At 73.8% G+C, this 25524-nt stretch carries 24 protein-coding genes and 1 tRNA gene; 16 read left to right on the top strand and 9 right to left on the bottom strand.

What is annotated here, in order from left to right:
* Nucleotides 1-152 precede the first annotated feature (152 nt).
* Nucleotides 153-959 carry an enoyl-CoA hydratase/isomerase family protein gene (locus ACVUH9_RS07175; RefSeq protein ID WP_475755358.1) on the top strand — a complete coding sequence of 269 codons (807 nt, stop codon included), beginning with the start codon at nucleotides 153-155 and terminating at the stop codon, nucleotides 957-959.
* Between the two features lie 28 nt (nucleotides 960-987).
* Nucleotides 988-1821 (top strand): exodeoxyribonuclease III, encoded by an 834-nt coding sequence (locus ACVUH9_RS07170; protein WP_475755356.1) that lies wholly within the window; start codon nucleotides 988-990, stop codon nucleotides 1819-1821.
* A gap of 33 nt (nucleotides 1822-1854) precedes the next feature.
* Here the strand turns inward: ACVUH9_RS07170 and ACVUH9_RS07165 are convergent, their stop codons facing one another.
* On the bottom strand, nucleotides 1855-3168 hold the full coding sequence (locus ACVUH9_RS07165; RefSeq protein ID WP_475755354.1) for a mannosyltransferase family protein: 1314 nt from the start codon (nucleotides 3166-3168) through the stop codon (nucleotides 1855-1857).
* Between the two features lie 115 nt (nucleotides 3169-3283).
* Here ACVUH9_RS07165 and ACVUH9_RS07160 point away from each other — a divergent pair, with 115 nt between their 5' ends.
* The 4 genes from ACVUH9_RS07160 (at nucleotide 3284) to ACVUH9_RS07145 (ending at nucleotide 6795) form a co-directional block, all read left to right on the top strand.
* A complete protein-coding gene (locus ACVUH9_RS07160) occupies nucleotides 3284-3844 on the top strand; it encodes a TetR/AcrR family transcriptional regulator (protein ID WP_475755352.1) in 561 nt (186 codons plus the stop codon).
* A 131-nt stretch (nucleotides 3845-3975) separates the two neighbouring features.
* Nucleotides 3976-5397, top strand: a complete 1422-nt coding sequence (locus ACVUH9_RS07155; RefSeq protein WP_475755351.1) for a DHA2 family efflux MFS transporter permease subunit — start codon at nucleotides 3976-3978, stop codon at nucleotides 5395-5397.
* A 58-nt stretch (nucleotides 5398-5455) separates the two neighbouring features.
* Nucleotides 5456-6118, top strand: coding sequence for a hypothetical protein (locus ACVUH9_RS07150; RefSeq protein ID WP_475755349.1), 663 nt, complete (start codon nucleotides 5456-5458; stop codon nucleotides 6116-6118).
* 8 nt (nucleotides 6119-6126) lie between these two features.
* Nucleotides 6127-6795 carry an NUDIX hydrolase gene (locus tag ACVUH9_RS07145; protein ID WP_475755347.1) on the top strand — a complete coding sequence of 223 codons (669 nt, stop codon included), beginning with the start codon at nucleotides 6127-6129 and terminating at the stop codon, nucleotides 6793-6795.
* A gap of 279 nt (nucleotides 6796-7074) precedes the next feature.
* Here the strand turns inward: ACVUH9_RS07145 and ACVUH9_RS07140 are convergent, their stop codons facing one another.
* Nucleotides 7075-7512, bottom strand: a complete 438-nt coding sequence (locus ACVUH9_RS07140; protein WP_475755345.1) for a hypothetical protein — start codon at nucleotides 7510-7512, stop codon at nucleotides 7075-7077.
* A 191-nt stretch (nucleotides 7513-7703) separates the two neighbouring features.
* Nucleotides 7704-8891 carry a beta-ketothiolase BktB gene (gene bktB, locus ACVUH9_RS07135; RefSeq protein WP_475755343.1) on the bottom strand — a complete coding sequence of 396 codons (1188 nt, stop codon included), beginning with the start codon at nucleotides 8889-8891 and terminating at the stop codon, nucleotides 7704-7706.
* Between the two features lie 154 nt (nucleotides 8892-9045).
* Between bktB and ACVUH9_RS07130 the strand changes: the two genes are divergently transcribed.
* Together ACVUH9_RS07130 and ACVUH9_RS07125 are read left to right on the top strand one after the other, a co-directional pair.
* Nucleotides 9046-9747 carry an MBL fold metallo-hydrolase gene (locus ACVUH9_RS07130; RefSeq protein ID WP_475755341.1) on the top strand — a complete coding sequence of 234 codons (702 nt, stop codon included), beginning with the start codon at nucleotides 9046-9048 and terminating at the stop codon, nucleotides 9745-9747.
* Nucleotide 9748: 1 nt separating this feature from the next.
* Nucleotides 9749-10330, top strand: a complete 582-nt coding sequence (locus ACVUH9_RS07125; protein ID WP_475755340.1) for a TetR/AcrR family transcriptional regulator — start codon at nucleotides 9749-9751, stop codon at nucleotides 10328-10330.
* Between the two features lie 121 nt (nucleotides 10331-10451).
* On the opposite strand, the gene ACVUH9_RS07120 is transcribed toward ACVUH9_RS07125, so the two are convergent.
* Both ACVUH9_RS07120 and ACVUH9_RS07115 read right to left on the bottom strand, forming a co-directional pair.
* Nucleotides 10452-11279 (bottom strand): MBL fold metallo-hydrolase, encoded by an 828-nt coding sequence (locus ACVUH9_RS07120; protein ID WP_475755338.1) that lies wholly within the window; start codon nucleotides 11277-11279, stop codon nucleotides 10452-10454.
* Between the two features lie 9 nt (nucleotides 11280-11288).
* Nucleotides 11289-11915 carry a TetR/AcrR family transcriptional regulator gene (locus ACVUH9_RS07115; protein ID WP_475755336.1) on the bottom strand — a complete coding sequence of 209 codons (627 nt, stop codon included), beginning with the start codon at nucleotides 11913-11915 and terminating at the stop codon, nucleotides 11289-11291.
* Between the two features lie 100 nt (nucleotides 11916-12015).
* Between ACVUH9_RS07115 and ACVUH9_RS07110 the strand changes: the two genes are divergently transcribed.
* The gene (locus ACVUH9_RS07110) at nucleotides 12016-13437 is read left to right on the top strand and encodes an MFS transporter (RefSeq protein ID WP_475755334.1); all 1422 of its coding nucleotides are present in this window, start codon (nucleotides 12016-12018) and stop codon (nucleotides 13435-13437) included.
* A gap of 34 nt (nucleotides 13438-13471) precedes the next feature.
* Nucleotides 13472-14185 (top strand): SGNH/GDSL hydrolase family protein, encoded by a 714-nt coding sequence (locus ACVUH9_RS07105; protein WP_475755332.1) that lies wholly within the window; start codon nucleotides 13472-13474, stop codon nucleotides 14183-14185.
* An 18-nt stretch (nucleotides 14186-14203) separates the two neighbouring features.
* On the opposite strand, the gene ACVUH9_RS07100 is transcribed toward ACVUH9_RS07105, so the two are convergent.
* Nucleotides 14204-15235 (bottom strand): TerC family protein, encoded by a 1032-nt coding sequence (locus ACVUH9_RS07100; protein ID WP_475755330.1) that lies wholly within the window; start codon nucleotides 15233-15235, stop codon nucleotides 14204-14206.
* Nucleotides 15236-15418: 183 nt separating this feature from the next.
* On the opposite strand from ACVUH9_RS07100, the gene ACVUH9_RS07095 reads away from it, so the two are divergent.
* On the top strand, nucleotides 15419-17287 hold the full coding sequence (locus ACVUH9_RS07095; RefSeq protein ID WP_475755328.1) for a nicotinate phosphoribosyltransferase: 1869 nt from the start codon (nucleotides 15419-15421) through the stop codon (nucleotides 17285-17287).
* Between the two features lie 256 nt (nucleotides 17288-17543).
* Nucleotides 17544-18692: a S1C family serine protease gene (locus ACVUH9_RS07090; RefSeq protein WP_475755326.1), complete on the top strand. Its 1149-nt coding sequence runs from the start codon at nucleotides 17544-17546 to the stop codon at nucleotides 18690-18692.
* A 104-nt stretch (nucleotides 18693-18796) separates the two neighbouring features.
* Here ACVUH9_RS07090 and ACVUH9_RS07085 read toward each other — a convergent pair.
* From ACVUH9_RS07085 to ACVUH9_RS07075, 3 genes are all read right to left on the bottom strand, one after another.
* A tRNA-Pro gene (locus ACVUH9_RS07085) sits at nucleotides 18797-18870 on the bottom strand.
* 65 nt (nucleotides 18871-18935) lie between these two features.
* On the bottom strand, nucleotides 18936-19241 hold the full coding sequence (locus tag ACVUH9_RS07080) for a hypothetical protein (RefSeq protein ID WP_475755324.1): 306 nt from the start codon (nucleotides 19239-19241) through the stop codon (nucleotides 18936-18938).
* Nucleotides 19231-20952 (bottom strand): sigma-70 family RNA polymerase sigma factor, encoded by a 1722-nt coding sequence (locus tag ACVUH9_RS07075; protein ID WP_475755322.1) that lies wholly within the window; start codon nucleotides 20950-20952, stop codon nucleotides 19231-19233. The genes ACVUH9_RS07080 and ACVUH9_RS07075 overlap by 11 nt, the downstream gene beginning before the upstream one ends.
* Before the next feature lie 228 nt (nucleotides 20953-21180).
* Between ACVUH9_RS07075 and ACVUH9_RS07070 the strand changes: the two genes are divergently transcribed.
* From ACVUH9_RS07070 to ACVUH9_RS07055, 4 genes are all read left to right on the top strand, one after another.
* Nucleotides 21181-21948, top strand: coding sequence for a Nif3-like dinuclear metal center hexameric protein (locus tag ACVUH9_RS07070; protein WP_475755320.1), 768 nt, complete (start codon nucleotides 21181-21183; stop codon nucleotides 21946-21948).
* 111 nt (nucleotides 21949-22059) lie between these two features.
* Nucleotides 22060-23844 (top strand): AMP-dependent synthetase/ligase, encoded by a 1785-nt coding sequence (locus ACVUH9_RS07065; RefSeq protein ID WP_475755318.1) that lies wholly within the window; start codon nucleotides 22060-22062, stop codon nucleotides 23842-23844.
* A 56-nt stretch (nucleotides 23845-23900) separates the two neighbouring features.
* On the top strand, nucleotides 23901-24365 hold the full coding sequence (locus tag ACVUH9_RS07060) for a hypothetical protein (protein WP_475755316.1): 465 nt from the start codon (nucleotides 23901-23903) through the stop codon (nucleotides 24363-24365).
* Nucleotides 24366-24374: 9 nt separating this feature from the next.
* Nucleotides 24375-25475: a pyridoxal phosphate-dependent aminotransferase gene (locus tag ACVUH9_RS07055; protein WP_475755314.1), complete on the top strand. Its 1101-nt coding sequence runs from the start codon at nucleotides 24375-24377 to the stop codon at nucleotides 25473-25475.
* Nucleotides 25476-25524 lie beyond the last annotated feature (49 nt).

Here is a 25524-nt window from a genome sequence, read left to right as displayed (position 1 = left end):
CGCCCGCTCGGCCCGCTGACGACGGGCGAATCAGCCCGCTGGCGGTCCCCGTCGCCGGGTCGGCATCGGCCCCGCAGCGGGTGCCGGCGCGCGTGGCCGAACGTCCTACCGCTGGTCGCAAGGCCACGGCCGGTGGCTATCGTCCGCGCCCCATGGCCGGCGAACTGCTCCGTGACGACCCCACCGACGGGGTCGTCCGCCTGACGATCTCCAACCCGGAGAAGCAGGGCGCGCTCGACCACCCGATCCTCGACGCGATCGCCGCCACCGTCCCCGAGCTGAGCCGCCCGGAGTCGGGCGTACGGGCGCTGATCCTGACCGGCGCCGGCGCCCGGTTCTCGTCCGGCTACGACCTCGGTGGCCTCGGCCAGCTGCCCCGGGACGAGTTCGTCCGCAACGCCTCCTGCCTGATCGCGCACCCCTTCACTGCTGCGATCGAGGCGCTGGAGGCGACCGACCTGCCGACCGTCGCCGCGCTCCCCGGGGCGACGATCGGCGGCGGACTCGAGCTCGCCCTGGCCTGCGACCTGCGGGTCGCCGCCGACCACATCGAGCTGGCGATGCCGCCGGCCAAGCTCGGCCTGGTCTACCCGCACACCGGCCTGCGACGGTTCCTGAACGCGATCGGCGAGCCCCGCACGCGCGAGCTGTTCCTGCTCGGCAGCAGCATCGACGCCGCGACCGCGCTGGCCTGGGGGCTGATCAACGGCACCGCCGACGCCGACGACCTCCAGCACGAGGTCGTCGCGCTCGCCACCGAGCTGGCCGCCAACGCGCCGTTGTCGGTGCGGGGCAACAAGCAGGTGCTGCGCGCGCTGCTGGCCGCCGAGGGCGAGCTGGACGCGACCGTCGGCGCCGAGCTGCTGGCCCTGCGCGAGGCCTCGCTGGCCAGCGACGACCTGCTCGAGGCCGTGACCGCCTTCGGCGAGAAGCGCCGGCCGGTCTGGCGCGGCCGCTAGCGGGCCGGCGATACGGCAGGATGCAGCCGTGCGCCTGATCTCGTGGAACGTCGCCTCGCTCCGGGCCCGCCTGCCGCGGGTGCTGGAGCTGCTGGAGGAGCTGGAGCCCGACGCGCTCTGCCTGCAGGAGACGAAGTGCGCGCCCGACCAGCTCCCGCGCGAGGCGCTCGCCTCCTACGGCTACCGGATCGACGACCACTCGGCGGGACGCTGGAACGGCGTCGCGGTCCTGACCAAGATCGAGGACGCCGACCCCGACGACGGTGACCCCGCGTTGGAGGCGAGCCGCCACACCGTCGCCGGACTGCCGGGCGAGCACGATCCGGAGCAGGCCCGCTGGGTCGAGACGACCGTCCGCGGGATCACCGTCGCCTCCGTCTACGTGGTCAACGGCAAGGCCCTCGACCACCCCGACTACGAGGCCAAGCTGCGGTTCTTCCGGGCGATGGCCGACCGCGTCCGAGAGCTGTCGGCCGCCGGGCGACCGGTCGCCGTGCTCGGGGACATGAACGTCTGCCCGACCGACGAGGACTGCTGGGATCCGGCCCAGTTCGTCGGCCACACCCACACCTCCGAGCCGGAGCGGGCCGCCCTCCGCGGGGTCCTCGAGGCCGGGCCGCTGGTCGACGTGCACGTCGCGTTCAACGGCGCCCTCGACGCCTCGGGCGCCCGCCAGTACACCTGGTGGGACTACCGCGCCGGGGCCTTCCACAAGAACTGGGGCCTGCGGATCGACCACGCGCTGCTCGACGAGCAGACCGCCGCCCGCGTCACCGCGGTCGGGATCGCCCGCGACTACCGCAAGGGCGAGAAGCCCTCCGACCACGTGCCGCTGCTGATCGACCTCGCGGATCCGGCCTGAGCCTGGTCCAGGCCGAGCCGGCCGCGCGCCGCCCTACGGCGCCCAGGTCCAGGTCACGAACAGGACCGCCCAGCAGGCCTGGAGGACCAGCAGCAGCGGCGCCAGCCAGCGCATCCGCCGCCCCTGGTGGGCCCAGAGGCCGAGCGCCACCACGATCGGGAAGCAGGCCATCGTGAACCGCGGCAACGACATCAGCGGCTGCTGCATCGACGGCACGGACAGCGGGTAGGCGAGCGAGATCACGCCCCACGCGACCCAGCTGACGGGCAGCCGGCGCCGGGCCCACCAGAGGGTCGCGATCGCGGCCGCGACGAACAGCAGCAGGACGATGTCCCGCGCGAGCGCCAGGCCCGGGACCTGCCCGGGGGCAAGCGGCGCCATGTACCAGAGGCCGGCGAGGTCCCCGATCCGGCCGACGATCACCCCGGCGCCCGCGATCAGCCCGCCGATTGGCGTCAGGAAGGTCCGCTCCCAGTCGCTCTGCGCCCGCACGACCCCCATCGGGTCACCGGTCGCGATCCCGAGGTAGGCCGCGTAGACCACCACGCCGAGCGGGACCAGGCCGATCCACAGGAAGTCCGATCGCAGCCGGTGGCGGAAGCTGTACCAGCGGTCGACCGGACGGACATCGCCACCACTGCGGCGCCCCCACAGGTACTCGACGGCGAGCGGGATCACGAGCAGCACGCCGATGCTGCGACAGGACGCGGCGACCGCCCCGAGCAGGCCGGCGATCACCCAGCGGTCGCGGCGGGCGGCGACCAGCGCGCCCAGCGAGAGGATCAGGAACAGCGACTCGGTGTAGATCGCCGAGAGGAAGATCGCCGGCGGGACGTAGGCCGCCACCCGGACCACGGTGGTCGCGGTCGCGACGTCGCGGGCGGCGGCGACGACCCGGTGGAGAACGGTCAGGAAGCCCAGCGCACAGGTCCACGAGACCAGCAGCGCCGCCGGCACCAGCGCTCCGCCGAGCGGCGCCGAGACCACGCTCACCAGCAGCGGATAGAGCGGGAAGAACGCCGAGCGTGCGGGATCGGTCGGGGTGTAGCCGCCCTGGGCGATCTCGAGGTACCAGGTGCTGTCCCAGCGGCAGCCGGGCGCGATCAGGGCGTCGAGACCGGCCGTACCGGTCGGCCGGCAGGCCCAGAGCGGGTCGAGCCGGGCCCCGCGGGACTCGGCCCAGCCGAAGACGGCGATCGCGACCAGGCCGGCGACCCAGACCACCAGCCGCGAGAGCGCGAACGCCCGCACCGCTTCGCGCAGCGCGAGCAGCCATTCGGCCCCGAGAGCCTCCTCGAGCACCCCGGCAACGGGGCGCGACCCGCTGCGCGCGGTCAGATCGTCCACGCCGGACAGGATCCCGGGTCGGCGACGACGACGCGGTGACGGCACCGCCCGGCCGGCGTCCGGCGGCGCCGACCGGGCTTGACATCCGTAGGAAGTGAGTGCACACTCACCAGCGATGCCGGCTCCCCGCATGTCCGCCGAAGAGCGCCGCGTCGAGGTGCTCGCCGCCGCCGCCCCGCTGTTCGCCGCGCGGGGCTTCGAGGCGACGCCGACCTCGGCGATCGCCGAGGCGGCCGGCATCTCCCACGCCTACCTCTTCCGCCTGTTCCCCTCCAAGCAGGACCTCGCCGTCGCCCTGGTCGAACGCTGCAACCGGGTGGTCTACGACCGCTTCGCGCACGCGATCGAGCAGGCCCGCGGCACCGATGTCGACCCGATGGACGCGATGGCCCTCGCCTACGGGGACGTCGTCGCCGACCGCGACACGCTGCTGCTCCAGCTGCACGCCCACGCCGCCTCGCCGACCCACCCCGAGATCCGGGCCGCGATGCAGCAGTCGTTCCGTGCCCTCTACGAGCTCGTCGAGCAGGCGACCGGCGCCCCCTCCGAAGACCTCCGGCGGTTCTTCGCCCACGGGATGCTGATGAACGTCGCCGCCGCCCTCGACTTCGACACCGTCGGCGAGCGGTGGGCGACCTCGCTCACCTGCTGGGCCGACGACCTGCCCGCCCCGTAGCACCGCCGCCCGCTCTACCCCGCAGCCGACGGCCACCCGGCCGTTCCCTGCGGACCACGAGTGAGTGAGCGCTCACGCACCACATCGCACCGCAGCACCCGCACCACCCGCCACCGCACCCGAGAGCCACCATGCCCACCCCACCGCCCATCGCCCATCCGTTCCGCGTCGTGATGATCGTCGCCGTCGCGGTCTTCATGACGTCGCTGGACAACCTCGTCGTCGGCGTCGCCCTGCCCTCGATCAAGGACCACCTCGGCGGCTCGCTCGAGTCGCTGGAGTGGACCGTCAACGCCTACACCCTGGCCTTCGCGGTCTTCCTGCTCACGGGCGCCGCCCTCGGGGACCGCTTCGGACGCAAGCGGATGTTCCTGATCGGCCTGGGGATCTTCACCGCCTCCAGCGCCCTGGCCGCCGTCTCGACGTCGGTCGACATGCTGGTCGCCGCGCGCGCCCTCCAGGGCCTCGGCGCCGCGATCATCACCCCGCTGTCGCTGGCGATCCTCGCCGACGCGGTCCCGGCCGACAAGCGCGGAGCCGCCGTCGGCCTGTGGGGCGGCATCGGCGGGCTCGGCGTCGCGCTCGGTCCGGCGGTCGGCGGTGCCGTCGTCGAGGGCCTGCACTGGTCGTGGATCTTCTGGCTCAACGTCCCCGTCGGCCTGATCCTGATCCCGATCGCCTGGCGCGGCCTGCGCGAGTCCCACGGCGAGGGCGGCGCCATGACCCCGATCGACCGCGGTGGCCTGGTCCTGGTCAGCGGCGGACTGTTCGGCCTGACGTTCGGGATCGTCCGCAGTCAGATCCTCGGCTGGGACAGCGCGACGGTGATCGGCTCGATCGCCATCGGCCTCGCCCTGCTCGTCGGGTTCGTGGTCTGGGAGCGGCGCCAGCGGGCGCCGATGCTGCCGCTCTCGCTGTTCCGGTCGCTGCCGTTCACGGCCACCAACCTGCTCGCGTTCGCGATGTTCTTCGGGATGTTCGGGGCGATCTTCCTGCTCAGCCAGTTCTTCCAGATCGCCCAGGGGATGGGGCCGCTCGAGGCGGGCCTGCGGACCCTGCCGTGGACGGGCATGCCGGTGATCGTGGCGCCGATCGCCGGGATCCTGAGCGACCGGATCGGCGCCCGGCCGCTGCTGGTGAGCGGCATGGCGTTGCAGTCGATCGGCCTCTACTGGCTCAGCCAGATCTCGACGCCGACGACGCCCTACGGCGAGATGATCGTGCCATTCCTGCTCGCCGGGGCCGGCATGGGCCTGGTCTTCGCCCCCGTCACGGGCGCCGTGCTGGCCTCGGCCCCGGCCGCACTCGCGGGCAAGGCGTCGGGGGCGACGAACACCATTCGCGAGGCCGGCGGCGTCTTCGGCGTGGCGATCCTGGCGACCGTCTTCTCCTCCTCGGGGTCGTACGTCTCCCCCGAGGCGTTCACCGAGGGGCTGCAGGCGGCAGTCCCGGTCGGCGCCGCGGTGCTCGCCCTCGGCGCCCTGGTCGGCCTCTTCAGCCCGGGACGTGAGCGTACGTACACAAGTTCAACCCCAAGTCCCGTGCTCGACTAGTCTGCGGTGATCCGCGGGCGCCGCCGGCGCCCGTCTGCCACCCGACCCAGAAGGTCCAATGTCCCGTTCCCGTTCGATTCCGCTGCTGCTCGCCGCCACCGCCTGTCTGGCCGTGGCGGGCTGTGGCAGTGACGACAAGCCGGCGACGACCTCGGCCGCGGCCCCGACCACCGCGGTCCAGACCGCACCCACGACACCGGCGACGACGACGGCGCCCACCACGACCACCGCCACGACGCCGACCACGACGGCCACGACCCCGACCACCACCGAGGCCAAGCCCAGCACCAAGGCCGACAGCGGCAAGCCGGCCGAGAACCCGATGGACAAGCTCAAGGAGCTGACCAAGGGCGGCAAGCCGGCCTCGGAGGCGGAGACCGTCGCGGTCCGCAGCGCGATGCGCTCCTTCGGCGACGCGATCGCCTCGCGCGACGCGAAGAAGATCTGCAGCCAGACGGTCGGCATCGAGGAGCTGCTGTCCCAGTCGGGCCAGAAGAACGCCACCTGCGAGTCGATGTTCAAGGCCAGCAGCAACGCGTCCGCCGCCCCGACGAAGGACGAGCTCGCCTCGATCGCTAGCGGCAAGGTGACGATCAAGGGCGACCGCGCCACGCTCGTCACCCGCCAGGGGCCGATGCCGATGCGCAGGGTCGACGGGGTCTGGAAGGTCGACTACGGCGCCTTCGCCGCGCTCGGCGCCGGCAACGCCGGCAAGCAGTAGCGGCCAGCATGTCCTCCCCCGACAAGGCCACTCCCGACCACCCCGCGGTTCCCCTGATGGCGGCCGCCGTCGTCCCGATCCGGGACGGTCCCGACGGTCTCGAGGTCCTGGTCGGGCAGCGGACCACGAAGGCCCGGTTCATGGGCGGCTTCTGGGTCTTCCCCGGAGGCCGCGTCGAGCCGGACGACGGGCCGGACGACGCGGGCTACCGCCGCGCCGCCGCCCGCGAGCTGCGGGAGGAGGCCGGTCTGACGGTCTCCCCCGACGCTCTGGTGCCGTTCGACCGCTGGATCACGCCGGAGCCGCTGCCGCGCCGGTTCGACACCGTCTTCTACCTCGGCGCGGTCGACCCCGAGGAGCCCGTCACGATCGACGGCGAGGAGATCGTCGACAGCCGCTGGGACACGCCGCTCCGACTGCTGGAGGCCTCGGCGGCCCAGACCGCGGTGCTCTCGTTCCCGACCCTCCGCCAGCTGGAGAAGCTCGTCGCCTGGTCGACCGTCGCAGAGGCGTTCACGGCCTGCGCGGGAAACACCCTCGAGCCGGTCACCCCGCACGTCGAGGACGATCCCGACGGGCCCGTGCTGGTGATCCCCGGGACCGACGGGCAGATGCGCAGCTTCCGTGCGGGCGAGCTGCACCGGGGCGAGGTCGAGCGGAACCCGAACGCCGACTGAGCCTGGATCCACTGCTAGTCGGTTGAGCGTCGGCGTGGAGGACCGAGCGTGGGGCGAGCCGACACCTGAGGACGGGTGATCCCCTTCGATGGTGTCGGATCGATCCACGCGACGGTCATCCGCGGCGAGGCGACCCGAGGATCGGTGGATCCAGGCTGAGTCGGCCCGGGGCCCCGCCGGTCACCGCCGCGGGGCGGTCGCCGGCGTCGCGGCGGCGTCGTCTCGGCCCTCGGGCCCCGCCGCCGACCGGTGAGCGATGGCCGCCGCGGCGGCCGCCGCTCAGGCGCTGACGGTCTCGGTGGTCGCGAGGTCCTCGCGACCGACGGCGCGCAGCAGGCTCGTGTAGCGCGGGGCGATCTGGTCGGACATCCCGAGCAGATCGATGATCTTGCGCGAGTCGCCCTTGGCCTGGATCGCGCCGCGCGCGATCCCGATCGCCACGTTCTGCTGGCCGAGCCAGAGCGCGTGAGCGACGTCGGCGTCCATCGTCAGGACCAGCTCCGCGGCGGGCTGCCCCTCGACCGGCTCGCCGAGGCTGACGCTCGGTGCCTCCGTCGCCTTCGCGACGAGCGTGAGCTTGGCGTCCGGGTGCCGGCAGTTCAGCTCGACGACGGTGTCCAGCGCGGAGAGGCGCGGACCCAGCTCGGGGTCGACGGCCAGCTCCTGGATGAGCCGGCCGAGGATCTCATGGACGTCGTCTGCGGTGGAGAAGAGCACGGAACTCAGACCTTCGACCTTCAGGGGAGGAGCGGAAAACCCTCAGGGTCGCCACCCTAACGCGATCGCGCGGGCCGTGCGGCCCGCGCGCGGATGCCACCGGTCGGGGCTACGCCCGCTCGAGCAGGAGGGCGAGGGGTGGGCGGGCCTGCACAACGGGCAGGGCCGCACCACCGGGACATCGGTCGGGGCTACGCCCGCTCGAGCAGGAGGGCGATGCCCTGCCCACCACCGATGCAGAGCGAGATCAGGGCGTAGCGCTCGCCCGTCCGCTGCAGCTCGCTGATCGCCTTGACCGTGATCGCGGTGCCGGAGGCGCCGATCGGGTGGCCGAGCGCGATCGCGCCGCCGTTGGGGTTGACGCGCGGGTCGTCGTCGGCCAGGCCGAGCTCGCGGGTCACGGCGAGCGACTGGGCGGCGAAGGCCTCGTTGAGCTCGATCACCTTGACGTCGTCGAGCGCGACGCCGGTCCGGTCGAGGACCTTGCGGATCGCGGTGACGGGGCCGATGCCCATGATGTTCGGGTCGACGCCGGTGACGGCGTAGCCGAGGACCTTGGCCAGCACCGGGGTGCCGAGCTCGGCGGCCTTGGCCTCGCTGAGCAGCGTGACGGCGGCGCCGGCGTCGTTGAGCCCGGAGGCGTTGCCGGCGGTGACCGTGCCGTCCTCGCGCTTGAAGGCGGGCTTGAGCTTGGCCAGGCCCTCGATCGAGATGTCGGGACGGATGTGCTCGTCGGTGTCGAAGACGACCTCGCCCTTGCGGGTCTTGATCACGACCGGCGCGATCTCGTCGACGAACTTGCCGGCCTCGCGGGCGGCGGCGGCCTTCTGGTGGCTGCGGAAGGCGAAGGCGTCCTGGTCCTCGCGCGAGATCGTGTCGCGGACGGACAGGTTCTCCGCCGTCACGCCCATGTGGATCTTGCGGAACGGATCGGTCAGGCCGCCGACGACCGGGTCGACCATCGGCGAGGGCCCCATCTTGGCGCCCCAGCGCGCGCCCGGCAGCCAGTACGGCGCCTGCGACATCGACTCGGCGCCGCCGGCGATCGCGACGTCGACGTCACCGGTCTGGATGTGCATCGTCGCGGTGATGATCGACTGCACGCCGGAGCCGCAGAGGCGGTTGACGGTCAGGGCCGGGGTCTCCTGCGGGATCCCGGAGTTGATGCCCACGACCCGCGCCATGTACATGTCGTCGGTGCTGGAGTGGATGACGTTGCCGAACACGACGTGCTCGATCTGCTCCGGCTGCAGGCCGGACCGCTCGATCGCGGCCTTGACGGCGGTCACACCCAGCTCGGCGGCCGGCACATCCTTGAGCGACTTCCCGTAGCTGCCGATCGCGGTGCGAGCGGTCGAAGCGATGACGACACCGGTCATTGAAGACTCCTGCGGTTCCGAGGACGGATTGCGGCGCGGACGCGCCACGAGACCCGGAGCGGGTCCCAGAGCGGGGAGGCTAGCGGGCCGCCTGCGGATCCCGTCCCCAGCGTCGGGCTTGACAGATCTAACTAATGGCATTAGTTTCTTCCCTATGAGCAATAGCAAGGACACGACGGACACGACCCCGGCGGGCATCGTCCGGGTGACCCGCTTCGGCCTGGTCAACGCTTACCTGGTCCCCGAGGACGACGGCCTGACCCTCGTCGACACGATGCTGAGCGGCAGCGCCGGCAAGCTGCAGGCCGCGGCCGCCGCGCTCGACCAGCCGATCAAGCGGATCGTGCTGACCCACGCCCACGAAGACCACGTCGGCTCGCTCGACGCGCTCGTCGCCGCCGCGCCCGGTGTCGAGGTCCTGATCTCGACCCGCGACGCCCGCCTGCTGGCCGGGGACCACACGCTCGATCCGGACGAGCCGCAGACCAAGCTCCGCGGCGGCCTCAAGGGCGCCCGCACCCGCCCCACCACGACCCTCGAGCCCGGCGATCACGTCGGCTCGCTGCTGGTCGTCGCCGCACCCGGCCACACCCCCGGTCAGGTCGCCTTGCTCGACGAGCGCGACGGCACCCTGCTCTGCGGCGACGCGTTCTCGACGGTGGGCCGCGTGGCCACCTCCGCGCGCCCCTACTGGCGGTTCCCGCTCCCGGCGATGGCGACCTGGCACCGGCCGACCGCGCTCGAGTCCGCCCGCCGGCTGGGTGCGCTCCGCCCCCAGCGACTGGCTCCCGGCCACGGCCCGATCGTGCCCGATCCGGGCGCCGCGATCGACGCCGCCGTCGCCCGGGGCTGCTGAGGTGCCGCCGAAGTCGCCCCGGGTCGCCCTCGACCCCGAGCGGATCGTCGCCGTCGCGGTCGAGATCGCCGACGCCGACGGGCTCGGTGCGATCACGCTGGCCCGGATCAGCGCCGCCCTCGGGGTCCGAGCCCCGTCGCTCTACAACCACGTCACCGGCCTCGACGGCGTCCTCCGCGGGGTCGCCCTGCGCGGCCTGCGCGAGCTCGGCGAGGCGCTGATGGCGGCTGCGGTCGGGCGCTCCGGTCCGGAGGCCCTGACCGCCGCGGCCCACGCCTACCGCGCCTACGCCACCGCGCATCCCGGGGCCTACGCCGCCACCCAGCGCGCCTCCGCCGACGCCGACGACGAGTTTCGCGAGGCCCAGCGCCGCACGACCGAGGTGCTCTTCGCCGTCCTCCGCCACTGGCCGCTCGGCGACGAGGACCTGATCCACGCGACCCGCGCGATCCGCAGCGCGCTCCACGGCTTCGCGACCCTCGAGACCGGCGGCGGCTTCGGCCTGCCGGTCGACCTCGACCGCTCGTTCGACCAGGTGGTGACCGTCCAGATCGCGGGCCTCGACACGCTCGCCGCGCGCTGAGCGGGCGGACGCCGACCGCCGGCCCCGAGGAGCACTGATGTGCCACCGCAGCGGTGGCAAACGCATCGAGAAGCCCCCGCCCGGCCGGGCCCCGCGAGCCGCCGCCCCGCGCCCCGCCGCCCTACAACCCGTCGAAGTCGCCGAACTGCTGCCGTTCGACGCCCTCGGGCAGCCGACCCTCGGCCTCGAGCTTGTCGAGGTGCGCCTGGAGCGTGACCGCCGCCGCCAGCCGCAGGATCCCCGGCGCGTCGTCCCAGACCGCGTCGAGCAGCTCGTCGACCGTCCGGGCGCCACCGTCGAGCGCGGCCACCAGGCGCCGCTCGCGGTCGAGCCGGTGCGCGATGTACTCGGCGAGCTTCGCGTCTGGGTCTTCGACGACCGGGCCGTGCCCGGGCAGCAGCAGCCCGAGCCGCCGCTCCCGCAGGGCCTCGAGCGCCGCCAGGTAGCCGACCAGCGCCCCGGCATGCGGCACCAGCAGCACGCTGCCGTGGCCGAGCACGGTGTCGCCGACGAACGCGGCGTCGCCGGCCAGGAAGGCGACGTGGTCGGCGGCATGCCCGGGGGTCGCGACGACCGCGAACGGCCCGATCCGGTCGCCCTCGTCGACCGCGACCGCCGTGACCCCCGCGGGCGCGTCGTCGGGCACCCAGCCCGAGCGCGAGGCCAGTGGCACCGCGCCGCTCCGCCGCAGCAGCCCGGCGACCCCGTCGGCGTGGTCGTCGTGGCGATGCGTGAGGGCGATCCCGCGCAGCCCACCCCGTGCCGCGACGACGGCGGCGACCGCGTCGAGGTGCTCGTCGAGGGCGGGACCGGGGTCGACCACCCAGGCACCGCCGTCGTGCTCGAGCACCCAGGTGTTGGTGCCCTCCAGCGTCTTCGGCCCCGGGTTGTCGGCCCGCACGAGCACGATGCCTCGGCTGGCGAGCTGCGGGTCCGGGCCGTCGGGCATCCGCGGACCCTAGCGCGGAGCCTCGGCCGGCTCCGTCTCCAGCCCGAGCGCCCGCCGCATCGCGCGGAGCAGGATCACCGGGGCGTCGCCGTCGTCGTGCAGGGAGCGCTGCGGGCCGGCGTGGTCGGCGAGCGCCTCGAGCGTGAAGGCGACGACGGTCGGATCGGTGCCGGACGGGAGGTCGCCTTGCTCGATCGCGACGGCGACCTCGTGGACGAGACGCCGACGCCAGGCGCGCAGGGCCCGCGCGAGCGCCTCGTGGACCGGGCCGGAGCGGTCGTCGAACTCGAACGACGCCGCGGCGATGAAGCAGCCCCCGGCGAACGGCGGCGAAGCGGCGTAGGCGGTCCACGACGCGCAGATCGCGGTCAGCCGCGGGAGTCCGGGCCGCTCGCCCTCGACCGGGTCCCAGACGCGCGAGCGGAAGATCTCGATCGCGTGCTCGAGCGCGGCGAGCTGGAGTGCCTGCTTGGTCGGGAAGTGCCCGAGGACCCCGCCCTTGCTGAGACCGACGTCGGCCGCGATCCCGGCGATCCGGAGCCCCTCGAGCCCCTCGACGGAGGCGACGTCGGCGGCCCGCTCGAGGATCGCCTCGCGGGTCCGGCGGGCGTCGGCATCGGAGCGTCGACCAAGCACGGAGCAACCTTAGCAACCGGACGGTCTCTTTTTTGACAACCATCCGGCTGGTATCTATATTCGTCGCCATGTGCACCCCACCGCTCCCCGGGGAGGACCGATGACCGTCCCCCCTCCCGCCTCCCGCCTGCCCCTCGCGCTCGCCTGCGGCGGCTCCTTCCTCGCGTTCCTCGACGTCACGATCACCAACCTCGCGGTGCCCGATCTCCAAGGCGACCTGGCGGGCGACGTCAGCACCCTCGCCTGGGTCGTGACGCTCTACACCGTCCTGTTCGCCGGGCTGCTGGTGCCGGCGGGACGGATCGCGGACGTCGTCGGTCGCCGTCGCCTGTTCGCCGCCGGGGTCGCGCTCTTCACCGCCGCCTCGCTGCTGGCCGCCGCCGCGCCGAGCCTCGCCGTCCTGCTGCTGGCTCGCGCCGTCCAGGGCGTCGGCGCCGCCGCGATGATCCCCGCATCGCTCGCGTTCGTCCTGACCGACACCCCGCCCGCCCGCCGGCCGATGGCGATCGCCGTCTGGAGCGCCTCGGCCTCGCTCGCCGCCGTCGTCGGGCCCGCGCTCGGCGGGGTGCTCGTCGACCTGGTCGGCTGGCGCGCCCTGTTCTGCATCAACCTGCCGGCGGGCGTGGCCCTGCTGGTGCTCGCGCGCCGGGCCGCCGACGACGGACGCCGCTCGGCCGCGCTGCCCGACCCGCTCGGCACGGGGTTGATCGCCTTCGGCGTCGGGCTGCTGGTGCTCGGGGTCACCGAGGGGGCGGACTGGGGCTGGAGCGCAGCCCCCACGCTCGCGTGCCTGGCGGTCGCCGCGCTCGCGGTGGTCGTCGCCGTGCGCCGCTCGCGACACCACCCCGCCCCGGCGATCCCCGTCGACCTCTGGGAGCTCCGGAGCTACCGGACCGCGAACATCGTCTCGCTGCTGTTCGGCTTCTCGCTCTACGCCTGGCTGCTGGTCGGCGTCCTCTTCCTCACCGGCGTGTGGGGCTACTCGGCGCTCGATGCCGGTCTCGCCATGACCCCGGGCGCGGTCGTGGCGATGGCCGCCGGGATGCTCGCCGGACGAGCGAGCCTCGCGCCCCGCGTCCTGGTCGCCTCGGGGTCGATCGCGCTCGGGATCGCCGGCCTGGCCGGCCTGGCCTGGTTGCCGGCCACGCCCCACTTCCTGACCTGGTGGATCCCCGTCGGCGCCCTCTCGGGCGCCGCGATCGGCGTGATCAGCGTCGGCGTCTCGAGTGCCGCCGCGCTCTCGGTCGCACCACCGCGATTCGCGACCGCGACCGGTCTCAACATCGCGGTCCGCCAGGTCGGCGGCGCGATCGGCGTCGCCGTCCTCGCCGCCCTGCTCGACGGCCGGGACACCAGCGAGGTGGCGCCGTTCCTCCCGATCTACGGCCTCAGCGCCGCCGCATGCCTCCTCACCCTGATCGCCGCCCGCGGCCTCGTACTGCCGCCGACGCCCGTCGCCGCCCCCGGCCCGCTCGCCGCCGCCGACGAGGCCGGTACGCCGCTCGTCGGACGCGCGGCGTGACCCCGACCCCACCCAGTCAACCCAGGAGCCACCGATGAGCACGACGACCACGACCCTGCTCGAGGACCACGACCCGGACTGCCTGTCGCCCGCTGCCGCCCGCGCGCTGCTGGCCGACGCGCCCTGGCGGCGCCTGGCCGTCGTCGGCGACAGCGTCGCCGCTGGCGTGCGGGAGGCCACGCCCGGCTACCGCGACCGCAGCTTCGCCGACCGGATCGCCGACGCGCTGCCCGACGACGACCGCCGGACCCCGCTCGTGAACCTCGGCGAGCCGCACCTGCGGGCGCGCGAGATCCGCGAGCAGCAGCTGGCGCACGCCCTGGCCGCCCGGCCCGACCTGGTCGTCGTCAGCGCCGGCGGGAACGACGCGCTCGGTCGCCGCTTCGACGCCGACGCCCTCCGCGACGAGTTGCGTGCGCTGCTGACCCCGCTCGTCGCCAGCGGCGCCCTGACCGTGACGATCGGCCTCTACGACCTGCCGCGAACCGGCCTGCTGCCCGCGCCCCAGGCCGCGACCATGGCCGAGCGGTTCGACGCCCTCGACGCGCTCACGATCGAGCTCGGCCGCGAGCTGGGCGTCGTCCACGTCGACACCCACCACCATCCGCGGGCCGCCGATCCGGCGATCTTCGCCGCCGACCGGATCCACGCCAACGCGCGGGGCCACGCGATCGCCGCCGCGGAGATCCTCCGAGCCGTCGCCGCGCACGCCCGCTCGGCGACCGGCGACGGCATCGACCGGTCGTGAGCGCGGGGCGCGCCGGCCCTAGGCCGCCGGGGCCGCCGTCGGCGGCGTGCCGGAGGACGACGCGTCGTCGTCCTCCTGCTTGGGCCACCGCTTCGAGGCCCAGGCGGCCACGAGCAGCGTCCCGATGATGACCACCAGCGAGAGCCAGATCGGCATGTGCCAGAGGTCGGTGAGCAGCATCTTCGCGCCGACGAAGGTGAGGATGAACGCCAGGCCGTAGTTCAGGTAGTGGAAGCGGTCGAGCAGCCCCGCCACCAGGAAGAACAGCGACGTCAGGCCGAGCAGCGCGAAGGCGTTGGCGGCGAAGACGATGAACGTGTCGCGCGTGACCGCGAAGATCGCCGGGATCGAGTCGATCGCGAAGATGACGTCGAAGGTCGCGACCATCGCCAGCGCCGCGAACATCGGCGTCGCCAGCCGCTTGCCGTTGACCCGGGTGAAGATCTTGTCGCCGTCGTAGTCCTCCGACAGCGGCACGAACTTGCGGAGCAGCTTGAGGACCGGGTTCTTCTCCGGGTCGACGTCGTCGGCGTCGTGCGTCGCCATCCGGATCCCGGTGAAGACCAGGAAGGCGCCGAAGACGTAGATCATCCAGTGGAACGTCTCGAGCAGCGTGCCACCGACGAGGATGAAGATCGCCCGCAGGACGATCGCGCCGATGATCCCGTAGAAGAGGACCTTCCGCTGCGACGCGATCGGGACCGCGAAGAACGAGAACAGGATCGTGAAGACGAACAGGTTGTCGAGCGAGAGGCTCCGCTCGATCACGTAGCCGGTCAGGTACTCGCTGGCGTGCTTGCTCCCCATCCACGGCAGCAGGACGATCGCGAAGGCCAGCGCCAGGAGCGTCCAGAAGATGCTCCAGATCACGCTCGACCGGAACGACGGGACGTGCGGGCTCTCCGGCGTGCCCTCGCTCTTGGAGTGGACGACGAGGTCGACGACCAGCATCGCGACGATGAACGCCGTGAAGGCCACCCAGATCCAGACCGGATGGGTGGTGGCCGCATCGGTGGCAGCCGAGGAGGCGGTCGCGAAGGACAGTGACACGTGAAAAGCTCCGACCTGACGAAGAGGACAAGGGTCGAAGGTCTCTCCCGCCGCAAGGCGTACGCACCGGGCCGATGGGCGACCGTACTGACGGCGACGTAACTTCGGGGATACTGCCCTTCTCCCGCGTACCCTAGCGGAAGGCAACCCGCCGCCCAGAGCCGTGCCGACCCGGGAACCCTCGTGAGCGTCCTCGAGACCGACCTCTACACCCTGACCATGGCCGACTCGTTCGTCCGCCACGGCCGCGACCACCTCGTCTCGTTCGAGGCCAGCTTCCGACGGCTGCCGCCCGGCCGCTCGTGGGCGATGATCGCGGGGATCGCGGAGATCGTCGAGGGGCTCCGGCGATTGCGGGCGACCCCCGACGAGCTCGCCTGGCTGCGCGCCGACGGCCGGTTCTCCCCCGCGCTGCTCGACCGGCTCGAGCCGCTGCGGTTCACCGGCACCGTCTGGGCGATCCCCGAGGGCACCTGCGTCCCGGCCGGGGTCCCGATCGTGCGGGTGACCGCGCCGCGGGTCGAGGCCGCCCTGGTCGAGCCGACCCTGCTGTCGTCCCTGAACTACGCGACCCGGATCGCCACCACCGCCGCCGTGATCGTCGAGGCCGCGGGGGGCCGACCGGTCTTCGACTTCTCGCTGCGGCGGCTCGACGGCCCCGAGGCGGGACTGACCACCGCCCGCTCCGCCTGGCTCGCCGGCTTCGCCGGAACGGCCTATCCGGCGGCCGGCGCCCGCTACGGGATCCCGACGGTCGGCACGATGGCCCACCACGCGGTGATGGCCCACGGCGAGGCCCACGAGCAGGACGCCTTCGCCGAGGCGCTGCGTGACCATCCTGCGGGCACCGCGGTCCTCGTCGACACCTACGACACCGAGCGCGGGGTCCGGCGGGCGATCGCCGCCCACCGCCAGACCGGGGTCCCGCTGCACGGGATCCGGATCGACTCGGGCGACCTGGCCAGTGAGGCCCGTCGCGCGCGGGCACTGCTCGACGAGGCCGGGCTGACGACCACCCAGATCATGCTGACCGGGGATCTCGACGCGATCTCGATCGGGCGGATGGTCGCCGACGCGGTCCCCGTCGACAGCTTCGGCGTCGGAACCCGGCTGCGCTCCGGGGAGCCGCTGGGCGGGGTCTACAAGCTCAGCGCCCAGCACGACGAGGTCGACCGCGAGCAGCGGTTCGTGATGAAGCGGTCGCTCGGGAAGGAGACCGATCCCGGCGTCCACCAGGTCACCCGCGTTCGCGACGCCGACGGGGTCGGCCACCAGATCCACCTCGCCCACGAGGCGGTGCCCGGGATCCCGCTGCTGCGGCCGGTCATGCGTCGCGGTGCGGTCGTCGCCGAGGCCACCGACCTCGCCGCCGGCCGACTCCACGCCGCCGCCGAGCTCGCCGAGCTGCCCGCCGACGGCGTGCTCCTGCCACCGACCCGCTCGGCCCAGCTGCTGGCCCTGCGCGATCGCCTCTCGCACCCCGTCGGGCTGACCTCGAGCGACGCGCTGATCGTCGTCGACGTCCAGCACGACTTCCTCCCCGGCGGCGCGCTCGGGGTCCCCGGTGGCGACCAGGTGCTGCCCCCGATCGGCCGCCTGCTCGACGCGGCCCGGGCGGCCGGGACGACGATCGTGGCCTCCCGCGACTGGCACCCGGCCGACCACGCCTCGTTCGTCGCCCGCGGCGGCCCCTGGCCCCCGCACTGCGTCGGCGGAACCGCCGGGGCCGAGCTCTCGCCCGCGCTCGACCTGTCCGGGGTCAGCGTCGTCGACAAGGGCGACGATCCCGACGAGGACGCCTACTCCGCCTTCGATCGCACCGGCCTCGCGGAGCGCCTGCGGGCGGCCGGCGTCGAGCGGGTCGTCGTCTGCGGGCTCGCCACCGACTACTGCGTCCGGGCGACGGCGCTCGACGCCCTGGAGGCGGGCTTCCCGACGGTGGTCGTGACCGACGCCGTCGCCGCGGTCGACGTCGCGACCGGCGACGGGGACCGGGCGCTCGACGCGCTGCGGACCGCCGGGGCCATCCTCGCGTCCGCGCCCGGGGCCTGACGCCGGCGGGGGCTCCGCGGCCGGCGGTCCGGGGCCTGACGCCGGCGGGGACTCCGCGGCCGGCGGCTGGGTCCCCGCGCCCCGTGCCGCGGCCGGCCGGCCGTGCCCGTCGCCTGCGGAGGCGACCAAGGCCGGGGGCCGGCGCGTCGCGTTTCGGTTCCTCTTCGGTTGCCTTGGGGCGCGCCTTCAGCAACGTTGCGGGAGTTCTTCGGCCCGGTTGGGGGACCGGTCAGCGCGACCCGCGAGGGTAATGAGCATGAAGCCGCCGAACCGTTCCCTGATCGTCATGTGCACCGCCGCGCTGGTCGGCGGGACAGGCGGCGCCGTGATCGCCACCGAGGCCATCGGCGGGGGCGGCGACACCGTCACCCGGACCGAGTCGATCGCCAGCGGCCAGCCGGTCTCCAACACCACCAGCGGGGCGCTCTCGGCCCGCCAGATCTACGCCCAGAGCGCGCCCTCGGTCGCCTTCATCACCGCCGAGTCGTCGGGCGCCGCCGCCGGACAGCTGCCCGGCAACGGCTCCTCGGGAGCGGCGACCGGCAGCGGCTTCGTGATCTCCAGCGACGGGTACATCGTGACCAACGCGCACGTGATCGACGGCGCCGACAAGGTCCTCGTCAAGCTCGGGGCCAACGGCAAGACGCAGACGGCCAAGGTCGTCGGCACCGACCAGTCGACCGACATCGCGCTGCTGAAGGTCGACGGCAGCCGCCTGACCGCGCTCCCGCTGGCCGACTCGGCCGCGGTCCAGGTCGGCGACCCGACCTACGCGATCGGGAGCCCGTACGGCCTCGACCTGACCCTCACCACCGGGGTCGTCTCCGCCCTCAACCGCAGCATCGAGTCGCCCAACGGGTACGCGATCAACGGCGTGCTCCAGACCGACGCCGCCCTCAACCCCGGCAACTCCGGTGGGCCGCTGATCGATGCCCGCGGACGCGTGATCGGCGTCAACTCCCAGATCGCGACCGGGTCGTCGAGCCAGTCGGGCGGCAGCGGCGGCAACGTCGGCGTCGGCTTCGCCGTCCCGTCCGACACCGTCTCCCGGATCGTCGAGCAGCTGCGGACGTCCGGCCACGCCACCCACGCCTATCTCGGGGTCGCCACCACGGGCTCGACCAGCGGCAGCGGCACCACCAGCGCCGCCGGGGCGACCGTCGCCTCGGTCACCCAGGGCGGGCCGGCGGCTGACGGTGGGCTCCGCGTCGGCGACGTGATCACGGCGATCGACGACGCCGCCGTGACCAACAGCGACGCGCTCGGCACCGCGGTCGACGCCCACAAGCCGGGCGCCAAGGTGACCGTCAGCTACCAGCGCGACGGCAAGTCCGGAACGGCCAGCGTCACGCTCGGCACGCGTCCGGCGGGCAGCTCCTCCGCCGGCACGACGACCGCCCCCTGAGGCGGTCGGGCGGCTCCGCCGCCCACCAGGGCTCGCCGGGAGACCGGCCCGGAAAAGCGCTGAGGCCCGCCGTTCCGAAGAACGACGAGCCTCAGTCACAGCAATCGGGGCGCCCGGATTCGAACCGGGGACCTCGCCGACCCGAACGGCGCGCGCTACCAGGCTGCGCCACGCCCCGCTGCGATCCGGAAGTATGCCAGGCCGGAGCCAAACGCGACCCGCGCCTCCCCCCGGCGGCCGCGACTAGCCGTCCCCGACGGCCCCATGCGACCCACCGGGAGGGCTGGAGAGCGCCGCCATATCGACCGCCTCGCCCGCCAGTGCGGTGTAGAAGCGGATCGCCAGACCCGTCACCAACGTCTCGAAGGCGTCCTGGATCGGGAGCTCCTCGGCCCCGGACCAGCTGCGGAGGCCGTCGCGCTCGATCGCGTCGGCATCGGCCAGCACGTCGTCGACCAGCTCGGGGTGGCGGTCGCAGAAGTAGGCGCCGATCGCGTACATCGTGGAGTGCGACGCGACGTCGATCAACCCGTCGCGGTCAGCGGCCATCCGTCGCCCCGTCGCCCCCCGCGGCGTCGGTCGCCGCCTCGTCGACGCCGCCGGCCTGCTCGGCGGGGGCCGTCTCGGCTTCGCCGGCCGTCCCGCCGTCGGCCCCCTCGCGGGCCGTGTCACCGGCCATCGTCATGAGCGGGCCAGCGCCCCCGGTGGCCGGCGCGGGAGCTCCGGTCCCGGGGACGGGAGCCGTCTCCGGTACCGGCGGCACGGGCGGCGTGCCCGTCGCCGGATCGTCGACGTTCGCGATCGGCGTCGTCGCCGGACCCCCCGGGGCGGTCTCCCCCGGGCCGGGGCCGGGCGGCGTCGTCGTCCCGCTCCCGGGCTTCCCGGGCTGGGGGTCGTCCACGGTCGGCGTCACCGCGGGCTTCGGTCCCGGGGTCGGCCCCGAGCCCGCCGCGGGCGACGACGAGCCCGGTCCGGGCTTGGGCGTGCCCGCGGGATCGGTCGAAGGCGACGGCGCGACGGCGGCCGGACCGCCACCGACTGCCGGCGGAGCGACCGGCCGGGCGGGCAGGGCGCTCGGGCGAGCCCCGCCGACCGGGACGTCGTGGTCGGCCTCGGCGGGGGATGACGATCGCCCGTGGCCGCCAGAACCGTCCTCGATCCGTTGCTCGACCGCGATCAGGCGCCCGTCCTCGCCGACCACGATCGTCATCGGCGTCGTGCCCGTGAAGCGCAGCGTCGACCCGATCACCCGGGGAGCCCCGTTCACGTACGCCATGACGCCGGCCTGGCGCGTCGGGGGCACGACCCGTGTCTCCGCCGACGACGCCCCGCCGTGCGAGCCGTCGACGATCGGCGCCACGTCGTTGGCCACCAGTGCGCTGCCCCCGCTGGCCGCCAGCACCGCCGCACCGACCGCGACCTTGCCGAGCAGCATCCCGCCGGCCGCCTCGCTCGCGAGCGACGGCTCTGGCAGCGGCAGCCGCCGGAACAGCGGCAGCGGCAGGAGCAGCAGCGCCTGCGTGAAGATCCGGCGCTCGAGCGTCCGCGGGTCGAGCCCCAGCGCCCGCGCGTGCCGCTGGCAGCGCTCGCACGACCGCAGGTGGCTGGCCAGCCGCTGCCGCTCGCGGATCCCGAGCGTCCGCTCGAGGGTCGCCGCGGAGAGCTCCTGGGTCGCCGCGCAGCGCTCGCCGCTCTGGAGCTCGCGGTAGGTCCGCGTCAGCTGGCGGCGTCCGCGTGCGAGCTGCCCCTCGACCGCCGTCCGGCTGATCCCCAGCCGTTCGGCGATCTCGCCGGGGGAGCGCCCCTCCAGCTCGCGTTGCACGAGCACGCTGTGCTGGAGCGGCGGGAGATCGGTGAAGGCCGACCGCAGCGTGTCCAACGACTCGCGGTCCTCCGCTGCGCGCAGCACGCTGTCCTCGCCGAGCGTCAGCCGGCCGGAGTCGGCGGGCGAGAGCGCCTCGGGAGCGTCGTAGCTGACCTCGCCGCGGCGGGTGACCCCCCGCCACTGATCGATGCAGGCCCGACGGGCGATCTCGTGCAGCCAGGCCCGGACGTGGCGCGGCCGCTGGCCGTCGCGCATCGCCCGCATCGCGCTGACGAAGACCTCCTGGACGACGTCCTCGGCGCGCGCATGGTCGCGCAGCATCCGCAGGGCGTAGACGTAGATGCCGTCCCGATGGTTCTGGAAGAGCAGCTCGAAGCTGGCGTCGTGGACGCCGGCGTCGTCGGTCGGCTCACCGGGGCGGGAGCCGGCCGCCACGGCGGGCGTCCCACGCGGAGGCGACGGCAGGGACGTGCGATGGGGGGCGGAGGTCGGCATGGGACAGGCCGGCTCGACGTGACGTGGGGGTGACGACGAGAAAACGCGATCATAGTCCCGCCGCTCGCCCCTGTCACGGAGAACCCGAAACGTGAGGACGGATGAACACCTGTCGCCCGCCCGTCCCGCGCCCCGCGCGGCCGGGCCACGCTCTGGCAGGATCCGGCGATGGCCCGCCTCGGCGATCTGCTGACCGACCTCGACGCCCTCCTCGACCCGTCCCGCTTCCGGGACTACTGCCCGAACGGGCTCCAGGTCCCCCCGCCGGACGGGCTCGACGCCGAGATCACGACGGTGGTCACGGCGGTCAGCGCCGACGCCGCCACGCTCGAGGCCGCCGTCGAGCACAGCGCCGACCTCGTCCTCGTCCACCACGGCCTGTTCTGGGACGGGGCGCCGCGCGCGCTCGACCCGGCGATGGCCGGCCGACTGCGGATCCTGCTCGGCCACGGCATCGCGCTCGCCGGCTACCACCTGCCCCTCGACGGGCACCCGGAGGTCGGCAACAACGCCCTGCTCGCCGCCGCCCTCGGTGCCACCAGCGAGCTGTGGGCCGGTTCCGGGACCCCGCCGATCGGGGTCGTCGCCCACTTCGCCGAACCGCTGCGGATCACCCACCTGCACGAGCGGATCGCCGAGGTCACCGGCCGTGCCCCGGCGACCTTCCCCGGCGGTCCGGCGGCGGTCTCGCGGCTGGCGATCGTCTCCGGCGCGGCCGCCGGGATGCTCCCCGACGTCGCCGCCGACGGCCTCGACGGGCTGCTGACGGGCGAGCCGCGCGAGCCGACCCGTGGCCTCGCCGCGGAGCTCGGGGTCCACGCGATCTGCGCTGGCCACCACGCCACCGAGACGCTCGGGGTCCAGGCACTGGGGTCGCGGCTCGCCGAGCGGTTCGGGGTCACGCACCGCTTCGTCGACACGGCGAACCCGATCTGACCGCGGGTCGGAAAAGCTCCCGCCGCAGGCGTCGAGCCGCATAGGATCGGCCTCAGGGTCTCGCCGCCGTCGGTGGCGCGAGTCCGTCCCACCACCTGAGAGCGAGCCCCGATGCCCACGACCACGACGATTGCCGACCGCACGATCGCCGACCTGGCCTTCCGCGCCGGCGAGGCCTTCGGCGACAAGGCCGCGGCCCGGTACCAGGAGAGCCCCGGCGAGTGGCGGGACATCAGCTACCGGGAGCTGGCCGACCGCTCCGCGGACTTCGGGCTCGGACTGCTCGGACTCGGGCTCGACCCGGGCGACCGCGTCGCCGTGCTCGGCAGCACCCGTCCGCTCTGGAGCATCGCCCACTTCGGGATCGTCGCCACCGGCGCGGTCCACGTCTCGGTCTACCCGACCAACGCGCCCGACGAATGCGCCTGGGTCGTCGGCAACTCGGAGTCCCGCGGGATCGTCTGTGAGAACGCCGAGCAGGTCGCCAAGATCGTCGCGGTCCGCGACCAGCTGCCCGCGCTCGAGTGGATCGTCGTGCTCGAGGGCGACGCGGAAGGCGCGGTGACGCTCGACGAGCTCCACCAGCACGCCGCGCAGCGCGACCCGCAGGAGCTGCGGGACCGGGCCGCCGCCGTCCGGCCCGAGGACCCGTACGTGTTCATGTACACGTCGGGCACGACCGGCCCGCCGAAGGGCTGCGTGCTCTCGCACGGCAACTACCGCTGGATCGTCCGGGCCTCCAACGGCCTCGCGCCGATGGAGGACGACGGCGTCCTCTACCTCTTCCTCCCGCTGGCGCACGCGTTCGCGCTGCTCTTCCAGCTCTGCGCGATCGACGGCGGCGGGACGATCGCCTACTGGGGCGGCGACGCGACCAAGATCGTTCCCGAGCTGATGCAGGTCCACCCGACGGTGCTGCCGTCGGTCCCGCGGCTGTTCGAGAAGATCTACACGCTCGCGGTCGGCTCCAAGCCCCCGGAGGAGCAGGAGCAGCTGCTGGCCGCCGCCCGGGTCGGGGTCCAGGTCCGCGAGCTCCAGCAGCGCGGCGAGCCGGTTCCCGCCGCGCTCCAGGAGCCGTTCGACGCGGCCGAGGAGGCGCTCTTCAAGAACGTCCGCAGCCTCTTCGGTGGCCGCCTGACCCGCGCCGTCACCGGCGCGGCCCCGATCGCCAAGGAGATCCTCGAGTTCTTCTACGGCTGCGGCGTTCCGGTGATGGAGGGCTACGGGATGACCGAGACGTCGACCGGCTCGTCCGTCAACACCCCCGAGAACCACCGCTTCGGGACCGTCGGGCAGCTGCTGCCGGGGGCCGAGGCGCGGATCGCCGAGGACGGCGAGCTGCTGCTCCGCGGCGGCCACATCTTCCAGGGCTACTACAAGATGGAGGACGCCTCGTTCGGGGCGATCGAGGACGGCTGGCTCCACACCGGCGACCTCGGCGCGATCGACGAGGACGGCTACATCTCGATCGTCGGCCGCAAGAAGGACATCATCATCACGGCGGGCGGCAAGAACCTGACGCCGGCCAACCTCGAGAACGACCTCAAGCGCTCGCCGTGGATCAGCCAGGCGGTGATGCACGGCGACCGCCGGCCGTACCCGGTCGTGCTGGTCACGCTCGACGCCGAGACGATCGTCCCCTGGGCGGAGGCGCGCGGGCTGCCGACCGACCTCGCCGAGCTGTCGCGGCACCCGGACGTCGTCGCCCTGATCCAGGCCGAGGTCGACCAGGCCAACGCCCGGCTCGCGCCGGTCGAGCAGGTCAAGAAGGTCCTGCTCCTCGACCGCGACCTGACGCAGGAGACCGGCGAGCTGACGCCGACGCTGAAGGTCAAGCGCAACGTCGTCAACGAGCGCTTCAAGGACCGCTTCGATGCCCTCTACGGTCAGGCATGACGGACGGATGACCGGACGGTCTCGTCTCTCGATCTGACGCGGAGTACGATCAGCCTGTGCGCAACGATCCAACCGAAAACGGAGGGCTGTTCCTGGGTCGCCGTCCGGGCACGGCGCCCGTCCGTTACGGCCGTCTGCCGAAACGGGGGTCGCCCGCGCGCCGGACGATCGACGCGATCCTGGCGGGCGCCCTGCTCGTCGCGATGGCGCTGCTGACGGCCGCGGTCTGGGGACCGCTGCCGGTCGCCGCGATGTGGATCTCGTCGCAGATCGCGTCGTCCAACGCCGGCCTCTGGTTGATCGTCGCGCTGGCGCTCGTGATCGGCTTCGTGTTCGGCGCGCTGATGCTGTTGCGGCGGCTCGACCAGGTCTGGATCCTCGTCCGCCGCGCGGCCGGCGTCGACCAGCGGACCGGGATCCTCGGCCGCCTGTTCCTGATCACGACCCTGATCGTCGTCCCCGTGTTCATGGTCTGGTTCGTCTTCCTCGGCGGGCTCCGTCCGACCATGGGCGGGGCGTAGGCGAGCGCGATGGGACTCTTCGACTACTACCGGCAGTTCGAGGGCCAGACCCACGAGGAGACCAACGTCGGTCTGCGCGAGGAGGCGAAGGAGCGCCGCTCCCGCGAGCTGGCCCGGATCGAGCCCGTCGACTGCAGCCGGACCACCTGGCACGAGCTCCCGCCGGCCGAGATCGTCAGCGCGATCACCTACCACGCCCGCCGCGGCATGCACCGCTACGCCGAGGGCCGCGAGGTCGAGCTGCGCGACGCACTCGCCGCCCGCCACGCCGTCGGCGCCGAGCGGATCGTGATCGGCGAGGGCGCCTCCGGCCTGCTCCAGCGTGCGGCCAACGAGCTGCTCTCGAAGGGCGACGAGGTCGTCCTGCCGTGGCCGTCCTACCCGCTCTACCCGCTGGTCGCCCGCGACGCCCACGCGACCCCGGTCCCCGTCACCGGGCTCGACCCGGAACGGCTGCTGGCGGCGGTCACGCCCCGCACGCGGCTGATGGTCCTGGGGAGCCCCAACGACCCGACCGGCGCGCTGCTGCCGGCGACGGTCCTGGCCGAGCTGCTCCAGCAACTGCCCGAGCGGGTCGTCGTCGTGCTCGACGAGGCCCTGCGCGAGTTCGTCACCGACGAGCCCGTCGACGCGACGCTGCGGATGACCGACCGCTTCCCGCGGCTGCTGGTCGTCCGCTCGTTCAGCAAGGCCTGGGGCCTCGCCGGGCTCCGCCTCGGCTACGCCGTCGGTCACCCCGAAGCGCTCGAGCTGCTGCGGTTGCTGGCGCCCCGCCTCGGGGCCGCCGACCTCTCGCTCGCCGGCGCGCTCGCCGCCGTCCGCAACACCGGCAACCTGATCGAGCGGCGGTCGCGGACCAACGCGGCGGAGCGCGAGGCGCTCGCGGAGCAGCTCGAACGGCTCGGGCTGCTCGTCAGCGCGTCGCAGAGCTGCACGCTCTGGGCCCGGTCCCCCGACCGCAGCGGCGGAGCGCTCGCCGAGCAGCTCGAGCACGGCGGCGTCCTCGTCCAGACCGGCGGCGCCGTCGGCGACGCCGACCACATCCGGATCACCGTCCGCGACGCCGCCGCCACCCGCCGGATCGTGCGAGCGCTGGAGACCGGCTCCTGACGCCGGACGACGGTCCTCCCGCGGACGACGCCCTGCCGGCGCCGACGGG

The organism is Patulibacter ginsengiterrae, assembly GCF_056269115.1.
The sequence above is the reverse complement of the archived record's forward strand: the minus strand, read 5'-3'. Positions and strand labels throughout refer to the sequence as shown.